This window comes from Virgibacillus sp. GM2-2, from assembly GCF_055329585.1.
Genome location: NZ_JBUZWC010000003.1, coordinates 88,731 through 104,469 on the forward strand (window position 1 = coordinate 88,731; position 15,739 = coordinate 104,469).

20 protein-coding genes are annotated in these 15,739 nt (G+C 35.9%); all 20 read right to left on the reverse strand.

Going from position 1 to position 15,739, the window contains the following annotated elements; all coding sequences use genetic code 11:
* Window positions 1-8: 8 nt before the first annotated feature.
* The gene (gene flhB, locus ACY9Z2_RS05455) at window positions 9-1,088 is read right to left on the reverse strand and encodes a flagellar biosynthesis protein FlhB (RefSeq protein WP_463608605.1); all 1,080 of its coding nucleotides are present in this window, start codon (window positions 1,086-1,088) and stop codon (window positions 9-11) included.
* Between the two features lies 1 nt (window position 1,089).
* Entirely contained in the window at window positions 1,090-1,869 is a 780-nt protein-coding gene (gene fliR, locus ACY9Z2_RS05460) for a flagellar biosynthetic protein FliR (protein ID WP_463608606.1), read from the reverse strand.
* Between the two features lie 3 nt (window positions 1,870-1,872).
* A complete protein-coding gene (gene fliQ, locus ACY9Z2_RS05465) occupies window positions 1,873-2,142 on the reverse strand; it encodes a flagellar biosynthesis protein FliQ (protein WP_463608607.1) in 270 nt (89 codons plus the stop codon).
* 54 nt (window positions 2,143-2,196) lie between these two features.
* Complete coding sequence (gene fliP / locus ACY9Z2_RS05470; RefSeq protein WP_463608608.1) at window positions 2,197-2,862, reverse strand: flagellar type III secretion system pore protein FliP; 666 nt, start codon at window positions 2,860-2,862, stop codon at window positions 2,197-2,199.
* Complete coding sequence (locus ACY9Z2_RS05475; RefSeq protein WP_463608609.1) at window positions 2,855-3,487, reverse strand: flagellar biosynthetic protein FliO; 633 nt, start codon at window positions 3,485-3,487, stop codon at window positions 2,855-2,857. The genes fliP and ACY9Z2_RS05475 overlap by 8 nt, the downstream gene beginning before the upstream one ends.
* A gap of 16 nt (window positions 3,488-3,503) precedes the next feature.
* Window positions 3,504-3,866 (reverse strand): response regulator, encoded by a 363-nt coding sequence (locus tag ACY9Z2_RS05480; protein ID WP_463608610.1) that lies wholly within the window; start codon window positions 3,864-3,866, stop codon window positions 3,504-3,506.
* Between the two features lie 22 nt (window positions 3,867-3,888).
* Window positions 3,889-5,034, reverse strand: a complete 1,146-nt coding sequence (gene fliY / locus ACY9Z2_RS05485; RefSeq protein ID WP_463608611.1) for a flagellar motor switch phosphatase FliY — start codon at window positions 5,032-5,034, stop codon at window positions 3,889-3,891.
* Window positions 5,024-6,019: a flagellar motor switch protein FliM gene (gene fliM, locus ACY9Z2_RS05490; protein WP_463608612.1), complete on the reverse strand. Its 996-nt coding sequence runs from the start codon at window positions 6,017-6,019 to the stop codon at window positions 5,024-5,026. The genes fliY and fliM overlap by 11 nt, the downstream gene beginning before the upstream one ends.
* A gap of 35 nt (window positions 6,020-6,054) precedes the next feature.
* The gene (fliL, locus tag ACY9Z2_RS05495) at window positions 6,055-6,477 is read right to left on the reverse strand and encodes a flagellar basal body-associated protein FliL (protein WP_463608613.1); all 423 of its coding nucleotides are present in this window, start codon (window positions 6,475-6,477) and stop codon (window positions 6,055-6,057) included.
* On the reverse strand, window positions 6,470-6,688 hold the full coding sequence (locus tag ACY9Z2_RS05500; protein WP_463608614.1) for a flagellar FlbD family protein: 219 nt from the start codon (window positions 6,686-6,688) through the stop codon (window positions 6,470-6,472). Before ACY9Z2_RS05500 ends, fliL begins: the two co-directional genes overlap by 8 nt.
* Before the next feature lie 57 nt (window positions 6,689-6,745).
* On the reverse strand, window positions 6,746-7,561 hold the full coding sequence (flgG, locus tag ACY9Z2_RS05505) for a flagellar basal body rod protein FlgG (protein WP_463608615.1): 816 nt from the start codon (window positions 7,559-7,561) through the stop codon (window positions 6,746-6,748).
* A gap of 83 nt (window positions 7,562-7,644) precedes the next feature.
* Entirely contained in the window at window positions 7,645-8,019 is a 375-nt protein-coding gene (locus ACY9Z2_RS05510) for a TIGR02530 family flagellar biosynthesis protein (RefSeq protein ID WP_463608616.1), read from the reverse strand.
* A gap of 1 nt (window position 8,020) precedes the next feature.
* Window positions 8,021-8,539 (reverse strand): flagellar hook assembly protein FlgD, encoded by a 519-nt coding sequence (flgD, locus tag ACY9Z2_RS05515; RefSeq protein WP_463608617.1) that lies wholly within the window; start codon window positions 8,537-8,539, stop codon window positions 8,021-8,023.
* Window positions 8,540-9,832, reverse strand: a complete 1,293-nt coding sequence (locus ACY9Z2_RS05520; protein WP_463608618.1) for a flagellar hook-length control protein FliK — start codon at window positions 9,830-9,832, stop codon at window positions 8,540-8,542.
* Window positions 9,833-9,945: 113 nt separating this feature from the next.
* On the reverse strand, window positions 9,946-10,551 hold the full coding sequence (locus ACY9Z2_RS05525; RefSeq protein WP_463608619.1) for a MotE family protein: 606 nt from the start codon (window positions 10,549-10,551) through the stop codon (window positions 9,946-9,948).
* A gap of 5 nt (window positions 10,552-10,556) precedes the next feature.
* Window positions 10,557-10,997, reverse strand: coding sequence for a flagellar export protein FliJ (fliJ, locus tag ACY9Z2_RS05530; RefSeq protein WP_463608620.1), 441 nt, complete (start codon window positions 10,995-10,997; stop codon window positions 10,557-10,559).
* Window positions 10,997-12,316: a flagellar protein export ATPase FliI gene (gene fliI / locus ACY9Z2_RS05535; RefSeq protein WP_463608621.1), complete on the reverse strand. Its 1,320-nt coding sequence runs from the start codon at window positions 12,314-12,316 to the stop codon at window positions 10,997-10,999. Before fliI ends, fliJ begins: the two co-directional genes overlap by 1 nt.
* Window positions 12,313-13,074: a flagellar assembly protein FliH gene (gene fliH / locus ACY9Z2_RS05540; RefSeq protein WP_463608622.1), complete on the reverse strand. Its 762-nt coding sequence runs from the start codon at window positions 13,072-13,074 to the stop codon at window positions 12,313-12,315. The genes fliI and fliH overlap by 4 nt, the downstream gene beginning before the upstream one ends.
* Window positions 13,067-14,080: a flagellar motor switch protein FliG gene (gene fliG / locus ACY9Z2_RS05545; RefSeq protein WP_463608623.1), complete on the reverse strand. Its 1,014-nt coding sequence runs from the start codon at window positions 14,078-14,080 to the stop codon at window positions 13,067-13,069. The genes fliH and fliG overlap by 8 nt, the downstream gene beginning before the upstream one ends.
* A 12-nt stretch (window positions 14,081-14,092) precedes the next feature.
* Window positions 14,093-15,688 (reverse strand): flagellar basal-body MS-ring/collar protein FliF, encoded by a 1,596-nt coding sequence (gene fliF, locus ACY9Z2_RS05550; RefSeq protein WP_463608624.1) that lies wholly within the window; start codon window positions 15,686-15,688, stop codon window positions 14,093-14,095.
* Window positions 15,689-15,739: the final 51 nt, after the last annotated feature.

The window sequence follows — 15,739 nt, forward strand, 5'->3', positions numbered from 1 at the left end:
TATAATTGCTAAACTTTTTTCTCGAGACGATATACATATGCTAGAACTTCAGCTACCGCCTGATAAAATTCTTCAGGGATACTGTTTCCAATATCAATCGCGCCATACAGCGCTCGAGCTAATGGTCTATTCTCTACTGTAATAACTCCATTGTTTTTAGCAATTTCTTTAATTCTATGTGCTAGATGATCGGTACCTTTTGCAACAACAATCGGTGCAGTAGACTTACTTTCATCATATTTTATCGCAATAGCATAATGCGTAGGGTTCGTGATAACTACATCTGCAGTCGGTACCTCACTCATCATTCTTCGCATAGCCATTTGTCGTTGTTTCTCTTTTATTTTTGACTTAATTAAAGGGTCACCTTCAATATTCTTGTACTCATCTTTGATGTCTTGTTTTGACATTTTAATACTTTTTTCAAAATCATATTTTTGATAGGCATAATCAAAGACAGCTATAAATAACAAAGCAAATGCGGCTGCAATTCCCATAATAACTGTTATTTCGCCAAAGAAAGCTAAACCGCTTTCTACCGTTTTGAAGGAAAGCATCATCATGTCATCTTTATAAAACCAAATTACCCAAAATGTAATTGCTCCAATAAATACGATTTTTAATAGAGACTTCAATAATTCAACTAAAGCGCGTAATGCGAATATCCTCTTAGCTCCTTGAATGGGATCAAGTTTTTTAAGATCCATTTTCAACGGCTCTGCTGTAAAAAGGAAGCCAATTTGCGCAAAATTAGCTGCAACTCCAGCGATCATCGCAATACCCATAATCGGTGCAATGATTTTGGCCATCTCGATTGTTCCCTCAACAAAAACCTGATGAACACTTTTTTCGGTAAGATCCCAATGTATGTATTCGGTAAATGATGTTTTATATAGAGCTTCTAAACTTGTCCCCATTGCGCCACCGAATATTAATAATAATAAAAAGCAAAAAAATAATAAAAATGCGGTATTAATATCTTGGCTTTTTGCTACTTGTCCCTTTTTTCTAGAATCCTGTCGTTTCTTGGGAGTTGCTTTTTCTGTTTTTTCACCTGAAAAAAATTGAAGGTCTAATTTTAATTGCACGTTAAGCTCCTCCCATTAATTTCATCAGATTGTGCATGGCGTCAAAAGTAGTTTCAAATAAGGTTTTTACCAATACAACATATAAACTTAGAAAAATTAAAATGGCAACAAAACTAACCAATATCTTTAACGGTAATCCTACGACAAAAACATTCAGTTGTGGTACGGTACGTGCAATAATTCCAAGGGCCACGTCAACAAGAAATAAACATCCTACGATTGGAAGTGCCATTTGAAAAGCAATTAAAAACATTTGATTGAACGTGTCAATAATAAAGTAAGCTATCGAACTATTCTGAAACGGAACAAACGTATCAAGAGGAATTAAATTATAGCTATAAAAAATTCCATCTATTAACAAATGGTGTCCATTGACCGATAATAAAAATAATAAAGCGATTATATAAAAATATTGTCCGGTTAAAGGGCTTTGTGCCCCCGTTTGGGGATCAATAACGTTTGCAATAGCAAAACCCATTTGAAAATCGATTAATCCTCCTGCAATTTGTATTGCAGCTAGAATAATATAGGCGAGTAGTCCGATAAATAATCCAACTATCGCTTCCTTTGCGACTAATAAAATATAGGTACCATCGACTGGAATAGCTGGGGTGTCCACTGTATAAAACATAATAAATGAAAGAAAAAAACTGAAACCTATTTTAAACGGTGTCGGAATCGTTTTATACGAAAAAAGTGGTAAGGCTACGAAAAAGGCTGTTACACGTACCAAAATTAGTAAAAAAACAGGTATACTTGCTAAATTGATAATATCTAACATGGTTTACCCAACAAACTGATTTAAGTTTTGAAATAAATCAGCAGTAAATTCTACCATTTTGGTCAGCATCCATGGACCAAAAAATATTAATCCTACGAAAACTGCTACAATCTTTGGAATAAATGCAAGTGTTTGTTCCTGGATTTGTGTCGTTGCCTGAAAGATACTTACTAACAATCCTATTGCCAATGCTAATATAAGCAACGGGCCAGAAATAAGTAATATCGTATAAACGCCTTTTTCTGCCAATGTTAATACAAATTCACTACTCATATAAGACCACTCCTTCAAAGAAGAAAACTTCCGAATTGTAATTTAAACTGTGCATTAGAATCCCTCAAGTAATGAATGAGTAATAAGGTACCAGCCATCTACTAATACGAAAAGTAATATTTTAAATGGCAATGAAATCATAACTGGTGGTAACATCATCATCCCCATCGACATGAGGACACTAGCAACAGCCATATCAATTATGAGAAATGGTACGAAAATCATAAAACCCATTTGAAAGGCGGTTTTCAGCTCACTGATTGCATACGCTGGTACAAGCGTTGTTATCGGAATATCCTGGACTGATTCTGGTTTTTCCATTTCAGCATAATTCATAAACAGCGCTAAATCCTTTTGCCTTGTATGAGCTGCCATAAATTCTTTCATTGGGGCACTTGCACGATCGTAAGCCTCATCAAGTGTTATTTCTTCATTAAAGAGTGGTTGTAACGCCTCTTCATGAACTTCCTGGAACGTTGGTGCCATTATAAAAAACGTTAAAAACAAAGCTAGACCAATTAGAACTTGGTTTGGCGGCATTTGTTGCGTTGCCAGTGAAGTTCGAACAAATGAAAGTACAATAATTATCCGTGTAAAACTAGTCATTAAAATTAGAATGCTTGGCGCTAATGATAGAACGGTTAGTAGTAATAATAATTTTACCGACGTTGCTACAGATGAAGGATCTGATTCTGAAAACATATTTACGAATTCATTCATGCTTATCACCTTTTCGCTTATGGTGATCTATTATTTTCTGTCGACCATTTTTTAGTTTATCAAGCTCAGTAGAAAACAATTTTTTAAAATCCATTGTTGATTGGTTTGTACGATCAGCTTCTTTTTTTTGTGAAAACAAAGAAGTTAAGGAACCAGCTGAAAGTTGATTTGTCTGGTTAATATGTAATAATTCTTCCTTTTCTTCTTCACTTGTTATTTCCTGTAGCAGTTCAACACTATCACCAACACCAACTACATACACTCGTTTTCCAATTCGAATAATTTGTATTGATTTGTTTTGACCGACTGAAATTCCACCGATGTTTTCCAACGCCTTAACCTGATTAAATAGTTTGTTACGTTTATTTAAGAATTTTAATAGCAAATAAATAAGTGCTAAAACGAGAATCAAAGCAAATACCATTTTCACTAAATCAAAAAGTAAAGACCCATTGTCGCTCCCGACAGCTTCTACATTCGATTCATTGGAGTTGTTTTCTAATTCATCGCATTCAACTTTGCCTTCTATACATTCTTTAGCGTTCGGTGCCGCAGAAGTAGTATCAGTCATTAATCCAAGTCCTACAAAAAATAGGAGTATACAAACTAATAATTTTTTTACCAACATATTCACTCGTTTCTTAATCTAAAGCCTTTTGTATTGCTTCAATTACTCGGTCAGCCTGGAATGGTTTAACAATAAAATCTTTAGCACCAGATTGAATCGCATCAATTACCATAGCTTGCTGCCCCATTGCTGAACACATAATTATTTTAGCTTGAGGATTTGCCTCTTTAATTTTCTTTAAAGAAGTGATCCCATCCATTTCTGGCATCGTTATATCCATCGTTACTAAATCCGGTGATAGTTCGTTATACTTTTCAATTGCTTCTGCGCCATCTTGTGCTTCACCAACTACCTCAAAACCGTTTTTCGTTAAAATATCCTTAATCATCATACGCATAAATGCTGCATCATCTACGATCAAAATACGTTGTCCCATTTTTATATCCCCCATTACTTTTTTATTTAAGTTTCATTAGTCTTTCTGATTGGCTAATAATATCTGTGACACGAACACCGAAATTCTCCTCGATTACTACTACTTCACCTTTAGCGACCAGTTTTTCATTAACCAGTATATCTACAGGCTCACCAGCTAATTTATCCAATTCAATTATGGATCCCGATGATAAATCCAAAATATCTTTAATGGTTCGTTTCGTACGACCAAGTTCAACAGTAACCTTCAGCGGAATATCCAAGAGTAAATCTAGATTTCGTTGCTCATTTTTACTTAGTTCGACTTGTTCGAATGTCGAGAACGTAGCTTCATGTACATTGTTTGACGTCTGATTTACATTTTCTCCTAGGTACTGTTGCGTTGATTGATGTGCATTTCCATCACTAGTGGAGTGATCAACTTCGACCGGCTTATCTACCTGCTCGACGGCTGCTGCTGCCTCTTCGTTGCTCGTTTCCTCTTGTGAATTGCTCGTGAGCTCATGTACAAGCTCATTTGCAAAAGGTATTGGAATTAATTGCATAATATTGGAATCAATTAACGTACCAACCTTTAATTGAAAGGATACTTTTGCAAAAACAGAATCACTACTTTCTAATTCACTTTCATTATGAGTCGAACTATGTTGTCGAATAATCGGTGGTGAAATATCCACTTTCTTATTAAAAATAGTAGACATACTAGTTGCTGCTGCACCCATCATCTGATTCATCGCTTCTTGAACAGCACTAATGTGGATATCATTTAACTCCTCAGATGGATTTGTTCCATCTCCACCTAGCATAATATCTGAGATGATTGATGCATCTTCAGATTTAATAACAAAAACGTTTTGACCAATAAAACCTTCTACATATTTGACCTCAACACTTACATGATTGTATGTAAATTCATCGGTTATGTCTTCCTTTTTTATCACGGAAACTGATGGTGTTGTAATCTCTACTTTTTGATTTAAAAGAGTAGAAAGAGTCGTTGCTGAGCTACCAAATGAAATATTACCAATTTCCCCAAGAGTATCCTCTTCAATAGTTGTTAAATAAGTAGAAGTATCAATATCCTCGTTCGAATCTACATCATCATTGTCTGAGCCTACTTTTAATAGTGCATCTATTTCATCTTGGGAAAGCATGCCATCATTCATCATCCCTGTTTCCCCCCTCAATTTCTTCTAATACTTGTACAGATAGTTTGTTTCTTATTTTTCCAGGCTGAACGTAGAATTTAGGTTCGTTGTTAATTTCAAGTACCAGTGGTTCATCTATCGCCTGATCCAAACCGATAATATCATTGTTTTTTAGATTTAAAAATTGCTCGATATTAATATTGGCTTGTCCAAGTAAAGTTTTTGCTTCTACTTTTGCAAGTTTAATATTTTCAGTAAGCTTATTGTACGTCTCTGGATCTCTATTTTTCGTTTTTGTTTGCATCCAATAATGAACAGAAAGCTTCGGTATAATTGGCTCTAAAACAATATGTGGAATACAAATATTGATGAGGCCACTAGTTTCACCGATCGTCGTAGTTAAAGATACAATTACCACTGTTTCATTTGGTGAAACCATTTGTAAAAATTGAGGGTTAACCTCAAAGTCCTCAAGCACGGGGTCTATTTCAACCAACGAGGACCATGCATCCTGTAAATTTACGATTGCCTTTTCAAATAACTGTGACATCAGTAGTGTTTCAATTTCTGTTAGGTTATCTACTTTGTTCACACTGTTGCCTTTACCACCAAGGATTCTGTCTAGCATGCCATACGCAATATTTGGATTTACTTCCATTAGTATTCTACCTTCTAAAGGTGACACGCTGTAAATATTTAAAACCGTCATCTTAGGTACAGAACGGATAAATTCTTCATAAGGTATTTGGTCAACAGACGCAACAGAAATATTTACGTATGTCCTTAGTTGAGCAGAAAAGAAAGTTGTTAACAAACGGGCGTAATTTTCATGGATCCTTGTCAAGCTTCTGATTTGATCCTTAGAGAAGCGAAGGGCCCGTTTAAAATCATAAACGCGTACTTTCTTCTCTTTTTCTTCTTTTTTTAATTCATCAGCGTCCATCTCTCCTGATGATATTGCTGAGAGTAGTGCATCAATTTCATTTTGTGACAATACCTCTTCCACGTAAAACCCTCACCTCCACAATGGAGTAATTGATATTATTGTAATATCTTACTAATTGTATAAACTTCCGTAATCTTACCAGTAGTCATTACTTCATTTAATTTTAATTGAACAACATCTTCTAAATCTCCAAGTCCAGATTTAAAGTCTTCTGCCTTCATTGTTGCAAGCTCTTTAATTAGGATATTCTTTAATTGAAACTCTCTTTTAACAGCTTCTTCTTTTGCCTCTTCACTATCCGTCACAATTTGAAATTGGATACGAACAAAGCTTCCATCCTTTAAATCTGTAGTAAGTTCAGAAGTTTGATAGGAATGCTCCACCATTTCATCAATAGATTGACCATTTGCTTTTTTATCATCACTAGATACATTCAACACAATAACAAGTGCGGTTACTCCGGCAAGCAAGATAATGACTAATGAAGTGACCATTGTTTTAACTAATCCACTACTCATTTACATCACCAACCTCTTTTATACATTCTCGTATTCCTAACTTACGATAAAAGCTAGTAACTAAACCCGCTACTTCTTTCTCTGGCTCTTTAACAACAATCTTTTTCCCATTGATTAACGTAATCGTGGTATCAGGGTGTGATTGAATTTGTTCAATCATTATTGCATTCAACGTAAACACATCATTATTTAATCTAGTTAATTGAATCATAATAGGCTGGGGGGATGTGCCCTAATCATCACAGTGCAACATCCCCTACCTCCTCATCTATCGTTTTAGATTTACTAACTCTTGAAGTATTTCATCGGATGTTGTGATAATTCTAGTATTTGCTTGGAATCCACGCTGTGCAACAATCATTTCAGTGAATGCTGATGCAAGATCAACGTTTGACATTTCAAGTGATCCACTTACTAAAGAGGCAGTACCATTTGATTCAGGAGCAATTAAGTCAGGCACACCATCACCATCTGCATCTATACCTCCAGCGTTTTCTGAGTTAAGGAATAAATTACTACCAGCTTTTTGAAGACCGCCAGGATTAGAAAAGTTTGCAAGTTGAATCTGTCCTGCAGTAGCTGTGTCACCATTGGCATCAATATATGTTACAGTTCCATTCGTTTGTATGTTAAAACTTTGTGCATCCTCAGGAATGTTAATTTTAGCAGAACCAGTACCCATCAAATAGTAACCATCTGCATTGACTATATCTCCTGAGCTATCTAAATAGAAGTTGCCAGCACGGGTGTACATCGTTGTACCGTTAGCGTCTAATGCAAACATTCCGTCCCCTTCTAATGCTAAATCTAGTGGTCGTCCTGTTGTTTGACGAAATCCTTGTGTATGCACATTATCAATCGAACCAACTTGTGATCCAAGCCCTACCTGTTGAGCGTTTATCCCTCCACGAGTAGCAGTTGGTCCCTGTGCTCCTGACATTGTTTGACTCATCATATCCTGAAATGTAACTCTACCTTTCTTAAAACCTACTGTATTAACGTTTGCAATATTGTTACCAATTACATCTAATTTGGTTTGAAAACCTTTCATACCTGAAATCCCTGCATACATTGAACGTAACATAATCATTCATCCCTTCATTGGTTAAAAGTAGTTAGCTGTATCTGTCAGTCAACAGCTGTAATGGCCTCCCAAAAGGGTCCAGCCTATTCATTAATTAGTATTGTTCCATTAATATTCGTGAAAATTTTATTCGTAGCTTCATCGCGATTCATGGCAGTTACCACTGTTTGATTTTTTGTACTAACAAGTAGTGCTGCATTTTTTGTAATAACAAGTGAATCCGTTATACCTTTCTTCTTTGCTTCAACCATCTTTTCTGTTATAGCCTGCCATTGCTTATCGTTTATCGTAATGTTTCTTTCCTGTAATCGCTCTTTAGCATGCTTGCTTACTTTAATTGTTTGAGCTTCGGCCAACACATCTTTAAAGTTAGTAGTTACTGGAGATTGTTTAGTCGGCTTATTGACAGTAGGAAATTGCAAGGCATGGGCTTGTGTTTGATGGATACGATGATCCATATTATTCACTTCCTTCTGACTTATCTGGCCCTTCAACTCCATTTGTTGTGCTTGTTTCACTCGATGCTTCATCTGCACTTGGAGCGCTAATTTCTAATATCGCATCAGCATACACCTTTTTACCATTTTCTAGTTCCAAAATGGCCCATCCATCCTGTTGGCTTACAGAGATAACTTTACTAGATTCAATGTTTAGCTTTTCTCCGGTTTCTTCATCATAATTTTGATAGGTTACTTCTTTTCCAATCATATGACTGTATTTAATTACTGGAGAAACCAACTGACTTTGTACCAACGTGTCTATTGATTGTGTCATATTCATCATTTGCTCTAATGAAGAAAATGTTGCCATTTGTGATATAAATTCTCTATCATTCATCGGATTTGTCGGGTCTTGATTTTTTAGCTGTACCATTAAAATCTGTAAAAAATCATCTTTCCCAAGCTTTGGGCTAGGCTGTCTCGTCTCGGGCAGGTTCTGTAAATAGTACGATGGGTCTATCTTCGTCAACTTTTTCACCTACACTTTCTCGTTCATTAAAATCTCATGAAATTGCTTTTCAAAATCGTCATTCGATTGCTTTTGTTCGTCTTGATCAAAATGCTCTGATTGCTGTTGGTCACCATTTTTCATTGATTGTTGTTCTCTCTCCTGTTGCATATTTTGAAGCTGTTGGGTTTGTATATCTTGTTTTTCAATTACAACCTGTTGCGGTGAAAACATATGCTTCAACTGATGCATGTTTGATTCAAGCATTTCTCTTGCTGCAGCTGACGCCACGATAATTTTCACTGTCATCTCACCATTTACTTGGGTAAGCTTAACCATCATGTCGCCTAAATTAGCTGGTCTAAGTGCTATTGAAAGCTGCGAAGTTCCATTATTTAGGGAAAGAAATTTACTTGTTTTCATCACTTCTTGAAATTTATCAACCAACTGTTGACCCGCATGTTGCGTGCTTTGATTTTGATTTACATGAATAACATACTGTTCAACCTTAGACATAGGTACTGTTGATTGCCCTACTTGATTAATCGTAATATTTTCTAAGGACGATTGTTTAGCAACTGATTGACCAATCCATTTTGCTATATCTGAACTCGTTACCTTTGCATTTACGTTATACTGTTGAGATACTACAAACTGATTTCTTTTTTGAAAAGCGTTAACTAAATCACGCCAAATTGATTCTGCTTTTGTAGTCTTAACACTATCACCATTATTAGTTTGTACAGAACCATCCTTGCCGGCTACCAATTTGTTTTCAAGTTTAACCCATTGTTCTAGCAGTTTTTGAATTTCAGGTGCTACCTTTGTCATACTTTTTTGATCGGTCACTGTAGCTAAGAGCGATGTTCCTTTGTTTTGAATAGCAGCCATTTTCGTTTGCACTATATTTTCGTCTACTGTAACAACTGTAGAAATTATTTCGGGTGAGTGTGCGATAGAAACAAATTGCATCGGACTTTCAGCTTCAGACAACTTTATTTTTGCTAATGCACCCTTCAGTTGTTGAACCAGTGCTTCCTCCAAGTTTAGTCCTTCCAATACTTCGTCAATTTGTCCATTTTTCTTTAACGAAAGAATCAGTTGATCTTTCAATTCAGGAGGCAATTCTTCTAAAAGTCCAGATAGTAACTTTTCCGTGTTTTCAGGAATTATTTCCTGACCCACGTTACTATTCGATTTAGTTTCAAGTGTCATATTTTGTATAAGTCCTTGAAACACATTTGCTAGTTCGGTTGGTACTTTTTTACGAGTAATGGACGAACCACCTTGCATAAATATGGTTGGCATTCCTACTACATTCATTTTTTCACCCCCTTTCAAACTGTTTAATAAGAGGTTGTTTCATAGAAATCCTCGTTTTCAAGTTCGCATCAATAACTTACGCTGTGTATCGACTATTAAACCTTAAAATTAAATTATTCACGGCTATCTATGTATGCCTTTGTATATTGAGCAGCCTTTTCAGGGTCTAGTGCTTCAAAAACCCCAGCCCGAACGTCTTCGGATAACCCCTTTAATATTGCGATTGCTACGCCTTCTTCTAGATCTTGTAATATTAAAGCTGTTTGCTCTGGATCCATTTGTTCATAAGAGGCAATCATTGATGTTAATTGACTATTTTTCTCTTTATCTTCTTGATTTTCTGCTTGTTCATTATTTTCAGTTGGCTCATCTCGATTTTCCAGCTTTACAATTTCTTGTTCTAACTCATCAACAGTTGATTCTAAGTTAGCAACCTCTGTCTCTAATTTTTCAATTTCTTCTTCTTTCTTTGCAATTTTCCCCTTGTATGTTTCTTCTGTACGCTGATCCGTTTTTTCTTTATCTGTCTTAATTACGGATGATATAACTGGGATATTATTTCCAGTATTTTTTACAAAGTCTATAACGTTGAAGCCAGCTACAGAAAAAATAATAATTGTGATGGTAATTGCAACAATTAATGGGACAACTATTGCAAAAAGAAACCAAAGAATAGGGTTTGATTTTTTTTTCGTTTGATCATTTGGTTTTTTGGCCATTAACTTCACCTGTTTTTTAAAAATTGCTGTACAGAAATTTCATCCATTGACATTTTTTCATGCTTTTGACGTATCTCTTCATGTTCCTTTTTACGATATGTAATAATTTTCTCGTACTTTTTAACTTCAACATGGGCGTCAGTTAGTTTTACTTGTTTAGATTCCATTTCAGTTCTAGCAGATTGTACTTGATGCTGTAACTGTAAAATTTGATTGTTGAGTGATTCTATATACGCAATTTGTTCTCTAATTTTGTCAATAGGAATCGTGTGTTGTAAATAACTTTCACGCTCCTCTTCTGCTTTCTCTTTCTTTTTAAGTAAGGTATACAATTTGGTAGCAAGTCCTTCAAAGTATTCGATTGATTGATGGTAGTCTTTTTGGGCATCGTGCTTTTCTCTTTCTCTAACAGTTAAAATTTTTGATAAAGCTGCGATTTCTGCCATTAACCAACGCCTCCTGCAAGTAAGTTTTGCATTTCATTAATAGAATCTTCTATTGATGAATCCTCCAAAATATCTTGTTTTAAAAAACCTTGTATTTTTGGAAAATAAGCAATGGATCTATCAATCTCACGGTCAGTACCACGTTTATATGCACCTATTTGAATTAGTTCACTATTTTCTTCATAAGTAGCTAGCAGGGACCTTACTTGTTGGGCTGCAGCTAAATGTTCCTTAGTTGCTATTTGTGTCATTACACGGCTAATAGATTTTAGAACATTAATTGCTGGAAATTGGCCTTGTTCAGCTAATTTACGATCTAAGACAAAATGTCCATCAAGTATTCCTCTAACTGTATCGGCTATCGGTTCATTCATATCATCACCATCAACAAGAACCGTATAAAACGCTGTAGTCGTTCCATTTGCACTTGTACCTGTTCGTTCAAGCAGTTTCGGTAGTGTAGCAAAGACTGATGGCGTGTACCCTTTTGTTGTTGGTGGTTCCCCTGTAGCCAATCCTACTTCTCGTTGAGCCATCGCAACCCTTGTGACGGAATCCATCATTAAATTAACCTGATAACCCAAATCTCTAAAATATTCGCTTATCGCTGTAGCGGTATATGCTCCTTTAATACGCATTAATGCAGGTTGATCGGATGTAGCTACGATAACGATTGATTTCCTCAATCCTTCTTCGCCTAAATCTTTTTCAATAAACTCTCGTACCTCTCTACCCCGTTCACCTATTAATGCAATGACATTGATATCAGCATCACTATTTCGTGCTATCATTCCAAGCAATGTACTTTTACCAACACCGCTTCCAGCAAATATTCCAATTCGTTGCCCTTTTCCCACCGTTAAAAGTGAATCAATTGCTTTCACTCCTACTTGAATAGGTTCTGTTATCCTTGGACGAGTAAGTGGATTAGGTGGGTCTTGCTCTGTTGCAAAGTTTGATAATCCCTTCGGTAAACTTGATTCATCCAACGGTTTTCCTATTGAATCAATCACTTTTCCGATCAAACCACGACCTATTTTTATCGTTAACGGTTTTCCCGTTGATTCTACTAGACAACCTGGGCCTAACTCACTAACAGATGAATATGGCATTAGAATAATTTTTTCATTATTAAAACCTACTACCTCTGCTAGAATTTTTTTATTCGTTGTAGTTGAACTATGGATATAACATACTTCTCCGATATTTGCCTCAGGCCCTCTAGATTCAATCATTAAGCCCACAACACGTAATACTTTACCAAATCGTTTAAATATATTTGCACTTTCGATAGTGTCTATATATTGCTCAATATTCATTCTTTATTCTCCATATTAACTTCATGTAGAATAGCTCGTAATTGCTTTAGCTGGGTATCAATACTTGCATCAACTTGACCAAGCGGATGTTCAATGAGGCAACTATTTTCAGCCAAGCCTTCTTTCACAAAAATCGTCAATTTTGAATTTGAATCTAGTAATCTTGCTAATTCATCTTTCTGATCTAACACGAGCTGGTAATTTTCAGGATGTAAATATATGGCTATTGTGGATTGTTCTTTGATATCTTTTATAGCTGATTTTACAATTTGTGAAAATAATTCAGGCTTTTCTTCTAATTTTATTTGGATTATTTTCTCAGCTGATTTAATAGCAAGCGTTAGGATTGTATCCTCACTATTTTCAATAGTAGAATGATAATCTTCCGTTGCGGAATCGACTATTTGATTCGTCTGTTTTATCAGTTCCGCATAGTGGTCTAAACTTGCCTTTTCACCAGCTGAAAAACCTTCGTTGTATGCTTGTTGCTTTGTTTCTGAAATTAGTTGCTTCTTTTCTTCTTCCCATTTCTTTTTTTCGAGTTCAATCTTTTCCATCGTTTGTTTTAAACTAGCTTCATGTTCCTGCTGGACATCGAGTAATTCTTGCTTAATTTTCTTTAACTCTGTTTGTTTGTTTATTAATTCAAGATCAATAGTTTCAGTAGTAAACTCTTCAATTGGTTCTTTTCGAATATTTTCAATCGGCCTAATCTTAATCTGTTTTTGATTAACATAGGGTGCATATCCACTAGACAATGATGTCGTCACCTCCACCACGTGCAATTACAATCTCTCCGATTTCTTCTAACCTACGAATCACTGCCACAATTCTTGATTGTGCTTCTTCTACGTCACGTAATCGAACTGGCCCCATATATTCCATTTCATCCTTGAAGGTTTCTGCCATGCGCTGTGACATATTCTTAAATACGATGTCTTTCACTTCATCACTCGACACCTTAAGTGAAAGTCTTAAATCTTCATTCTCAACTTCGCGAATGACTCGTTGTATCGCTCGATTGTCTAGAATAACAATATCTTCAAAGACAAACATGCGCTTTTTAATTTCGTCTGCAAGTTCTGGATCTTGAATCTCTAAAGCATCCAAAATTGTTCTTTCTGTGCTTCGATCTACCCCATTTAAAACTTCTACAACCGATTGAATACCACCAGTTTGCGTATAATCCTCTGTTAAAGAAGAAGAGATATTACGTTCAAGTACTTGTTCTACCTGACTGATGATTTCAGGTGAAGTCGAATCCATTGTTGCAATCCGTTTGGCGATATCTGCTTGCATTTCCTGTGGTAAAGCAGATAGTATTTGACCAGCTTGTTCAGGGTCAAGGTACGATAGCACTAGAGCAATTGTCTGTGGGTGCTCACTTTGTATAAAGTTCAAAACTTGCTGTGGATCAGCATTTCTAGCAAAGTCAAATGGTCTAACTTGTACAGACGATGTAAGCCTATTAATGATGCTTGAGGCTTCTTGCTTTCCGAATGCCTTTTCCAGTACCGTTTTAGCGTAACCAATACCGCCTTGCGAAATAAAATCCTGTGCTAGTGCAATTTGATGAAATTGTTCTAGTACATCCTCTTTAAGCTTGGACTCTACCTTTTTAACTGAGGATATTTCTAAGCTTAATTTTTCTATTTCTTCCTCAGATAAGTGCTTGTATACTTGCGCGGATACATCAGGACCGAGGGAGATTAATAAAATTGCTGCTCTTTGTTTGCCAGTAAGTGCTCCTTTAGTACGTGCCACAATAAATTCCTCCTAATCCTCCGCTATCCAACTGCGTAATAACTTCGCAAATTCTTCTGGTTTATCTTTTGCCATTTTTTCTAATTGTTTTCTACGGATAACTGACTCTGAATCCTTTTCTTTTTCCATTTCTGGTATCTCGATGGTTTCTTCGGTTACTTTTTCTTCTTCCTCGATTTCTTCCTCAGCTTCCTTTCTATTACGCATTAACATTACAATCAGAACGATTATAATTAGTAATAAAATTCCACCTGCAATGTACATCCATAATGGAATAACTGGTGTAGTTGTTTCAGGAAGTTTTGCACTTTCACTAAATTCTTGGAAGACGATTGAAACCTTTTCTTCTGGTTGAACTTCTCCGTATTCGGCATCAATAGAAGTAGTGATAATGGAACTAAGGATGGAAGAAATCCCATCTTCTACAGCTGTTACTTCGGCAGCGGATAAATATTGAACCTCATCGCCTTCACGACTTTTTACATTATTTACAGCAACTTGGATTCCCAAATCTCTGATTTTATAAGGACTTTCTACGATTTCTTTTCGTATTTTGTTGTATTCGTTGTTAATGGTTTCTTTTACGAGTTCGTATTCACCGTTGCCACCATCTTCAGCTACATATCCTGGCGGTTCCTCTTCACCAGTTCCAGCAACTCCGCCGGCAAAATCTGGATTTCCCGAGTACGTTTCATGAACCGTCTCGATACTAACAGGCAACCCTTCCATTGTTTCCAAATTGACTGGTTCCACAATTTCTTCTACACGATTTTCTTTTGTAAAATCAACATCAGATGTAACGGACACAATCACATTTTCAGGACCGACCATTGTACCTAACATTTGTTGCAATCTTCTTCTAATGTCTTTTTCAATATCTTCTTTTACCGATTGTTGATATGTATAAGCATCTTGATTATTGACTGGATTTTGAGCATTACGATCGAAGTATTCAAAGTACTGGTTCATAATTACGATGTTTTCCGGTGGTAACTTTGGAACAGCCTTTGAAACTAAGTGGTAAAGCGTTTCTATTTGATTTCCCTGAAACTCATGACCAGGCTGGGTATTAATTACAATGGATGCGCTTGCCTGCTGTGTAGAATCGCTAACAAAAACTGGATCCTTCGGCATATTAATCATCACTTTTGCATCTTCAATTCCCTGTACACCTTTAATTAAATTTGCGAGCTCAGTTTGCATAGCATCTAGTTTTATCATGCTAAATTCATTATCAGTGATTCCCCAAGATGCATTTTGACTAAAATAGGAATAATCGATATTACCGCTATTTGGAATACCCTGACCAGCTAAATCTACTAAAAGATTATTTACTTGTTCCTCAGGAACAGTAATTGTAGTTCCTCCATCTTCTAGCGCATATTCGATTCCTCTTGCATCTAATTCTGCTTTAATCTGGCCAACTTCTTGTAAAGATAAATTGTTATATAATGGTACTAAATTCGATTTACTAGATAAATAAGACAAGCCAATCATTAAGAAAACAATAATTGCGAGTGAGCCTAAAAAAATACCCTTTTGACTTTTTGATCGCTTAACCCAAAACGATTTAGCTGAATCTCTAAATTTCAATATTTTTTCTTTCATATATTCCCCCGCCAAACTCCAATAAAAATAATAGTACGTGTTAGGACCTAC

Excerpts from the sequence above, each read along its gene's own strand:
- ACY9Z2_RS05520 (WP_463608618.1), bottom strand. The coding sequence starts at position 9,832 with ATGAATGTAGTAGGAATGCCAACCATATTTATGCAAGGTGGTTCGTCC.
- flgG (WP_463608615.1), bottom strand. The coding sequence starts at position 7,561 with ATGTTACGTTCAATGTATGCAGGGATTTCAGGTATGAAAGGTTTTCAA.
- fliF (WP_463608624.1), bottom strand. The coding sequence starts at position 15,688 with ATGAAAGAAAAAATATTGAAATTTAGAGATTCAGCTAAATCGTTTTGG.
- ACY9Z2_RS05480 (WP_463608610.1), bottom strand. The coding sequence starts at position 3,866 with ATGGGACAACGTATTTTGATCGTAGATGATGCAGCATTTATGCGTATG.
- fliJ (WP_463608620.1), bottom strand. The coding sequence starts at position 10,997 with ATGGCAGAAATCGCAGCTTTATCAAAAATTTTAACTGTTAGAGAAAGA.
- fliL (WP_463608613.1), bottom strand. The coding sequence starts at position 6,477 with ATGAGTAGTGGATTAGTTAAAACAATGGTCACTTCATTAGTCATTATC.
- fliY (WP_463608611.1), bottom strand. The coding sequence starts at position 5,034 with ATGATGAATGATGGCATGCTTTCCCAAGATGAAATAGATGCACTATTA.
- fliI (WP_463608621.1), bottom strand. The coding sequence starts at position 12,316 with ATGAATATTGAGCAATATATAGACACTATCGAAAGTGCAAATATATTT.
- ACY9Z2_RS05500 (WP_463608614.1), bottom strand. The coding sequence starts at position 6,688 with ATGATTCAATTAACTAGATTAAATAATGATGTGTTTACGTTGAATGCA.
- fliQ (WP_463608607.1), bottom strand. The coding sequence starts at position 2,142 with ATGAGTAGTGAATTTGTATTAACATTGGCAGAAAAAGGCGTTTATACG.
- fliP (WP_463608608.1), bottom strand. The coding sequence starts at position 2,862 with ATGAATGAATTCGTAAATATGTTTTCAGAATCAGATCCTTCATCTGTA.
- ACY9Z2_RS05510 (WP_463608616.1), bottom strand. The coding sequence starts at position 8,019 with ATGGATCATCGTATCCATCAAACACAAGCCCATGCCTTGCAATTTCCT.
- ACY9Z2_RS05525 (WP_463608619.1), bottom strand. The coding sequence starts at position 10,551 with ATGGCCAAAAAACCAAATGATCAAACGAAAAAAAAATCAAACCCTATT.
- fliR (WP_463608606.1), bottom strand. The coding sequence starts at position 1,869 with ATGTTAGATATTATCAATTTAGCAAGTATACCTGTTTTTTTACTAATT.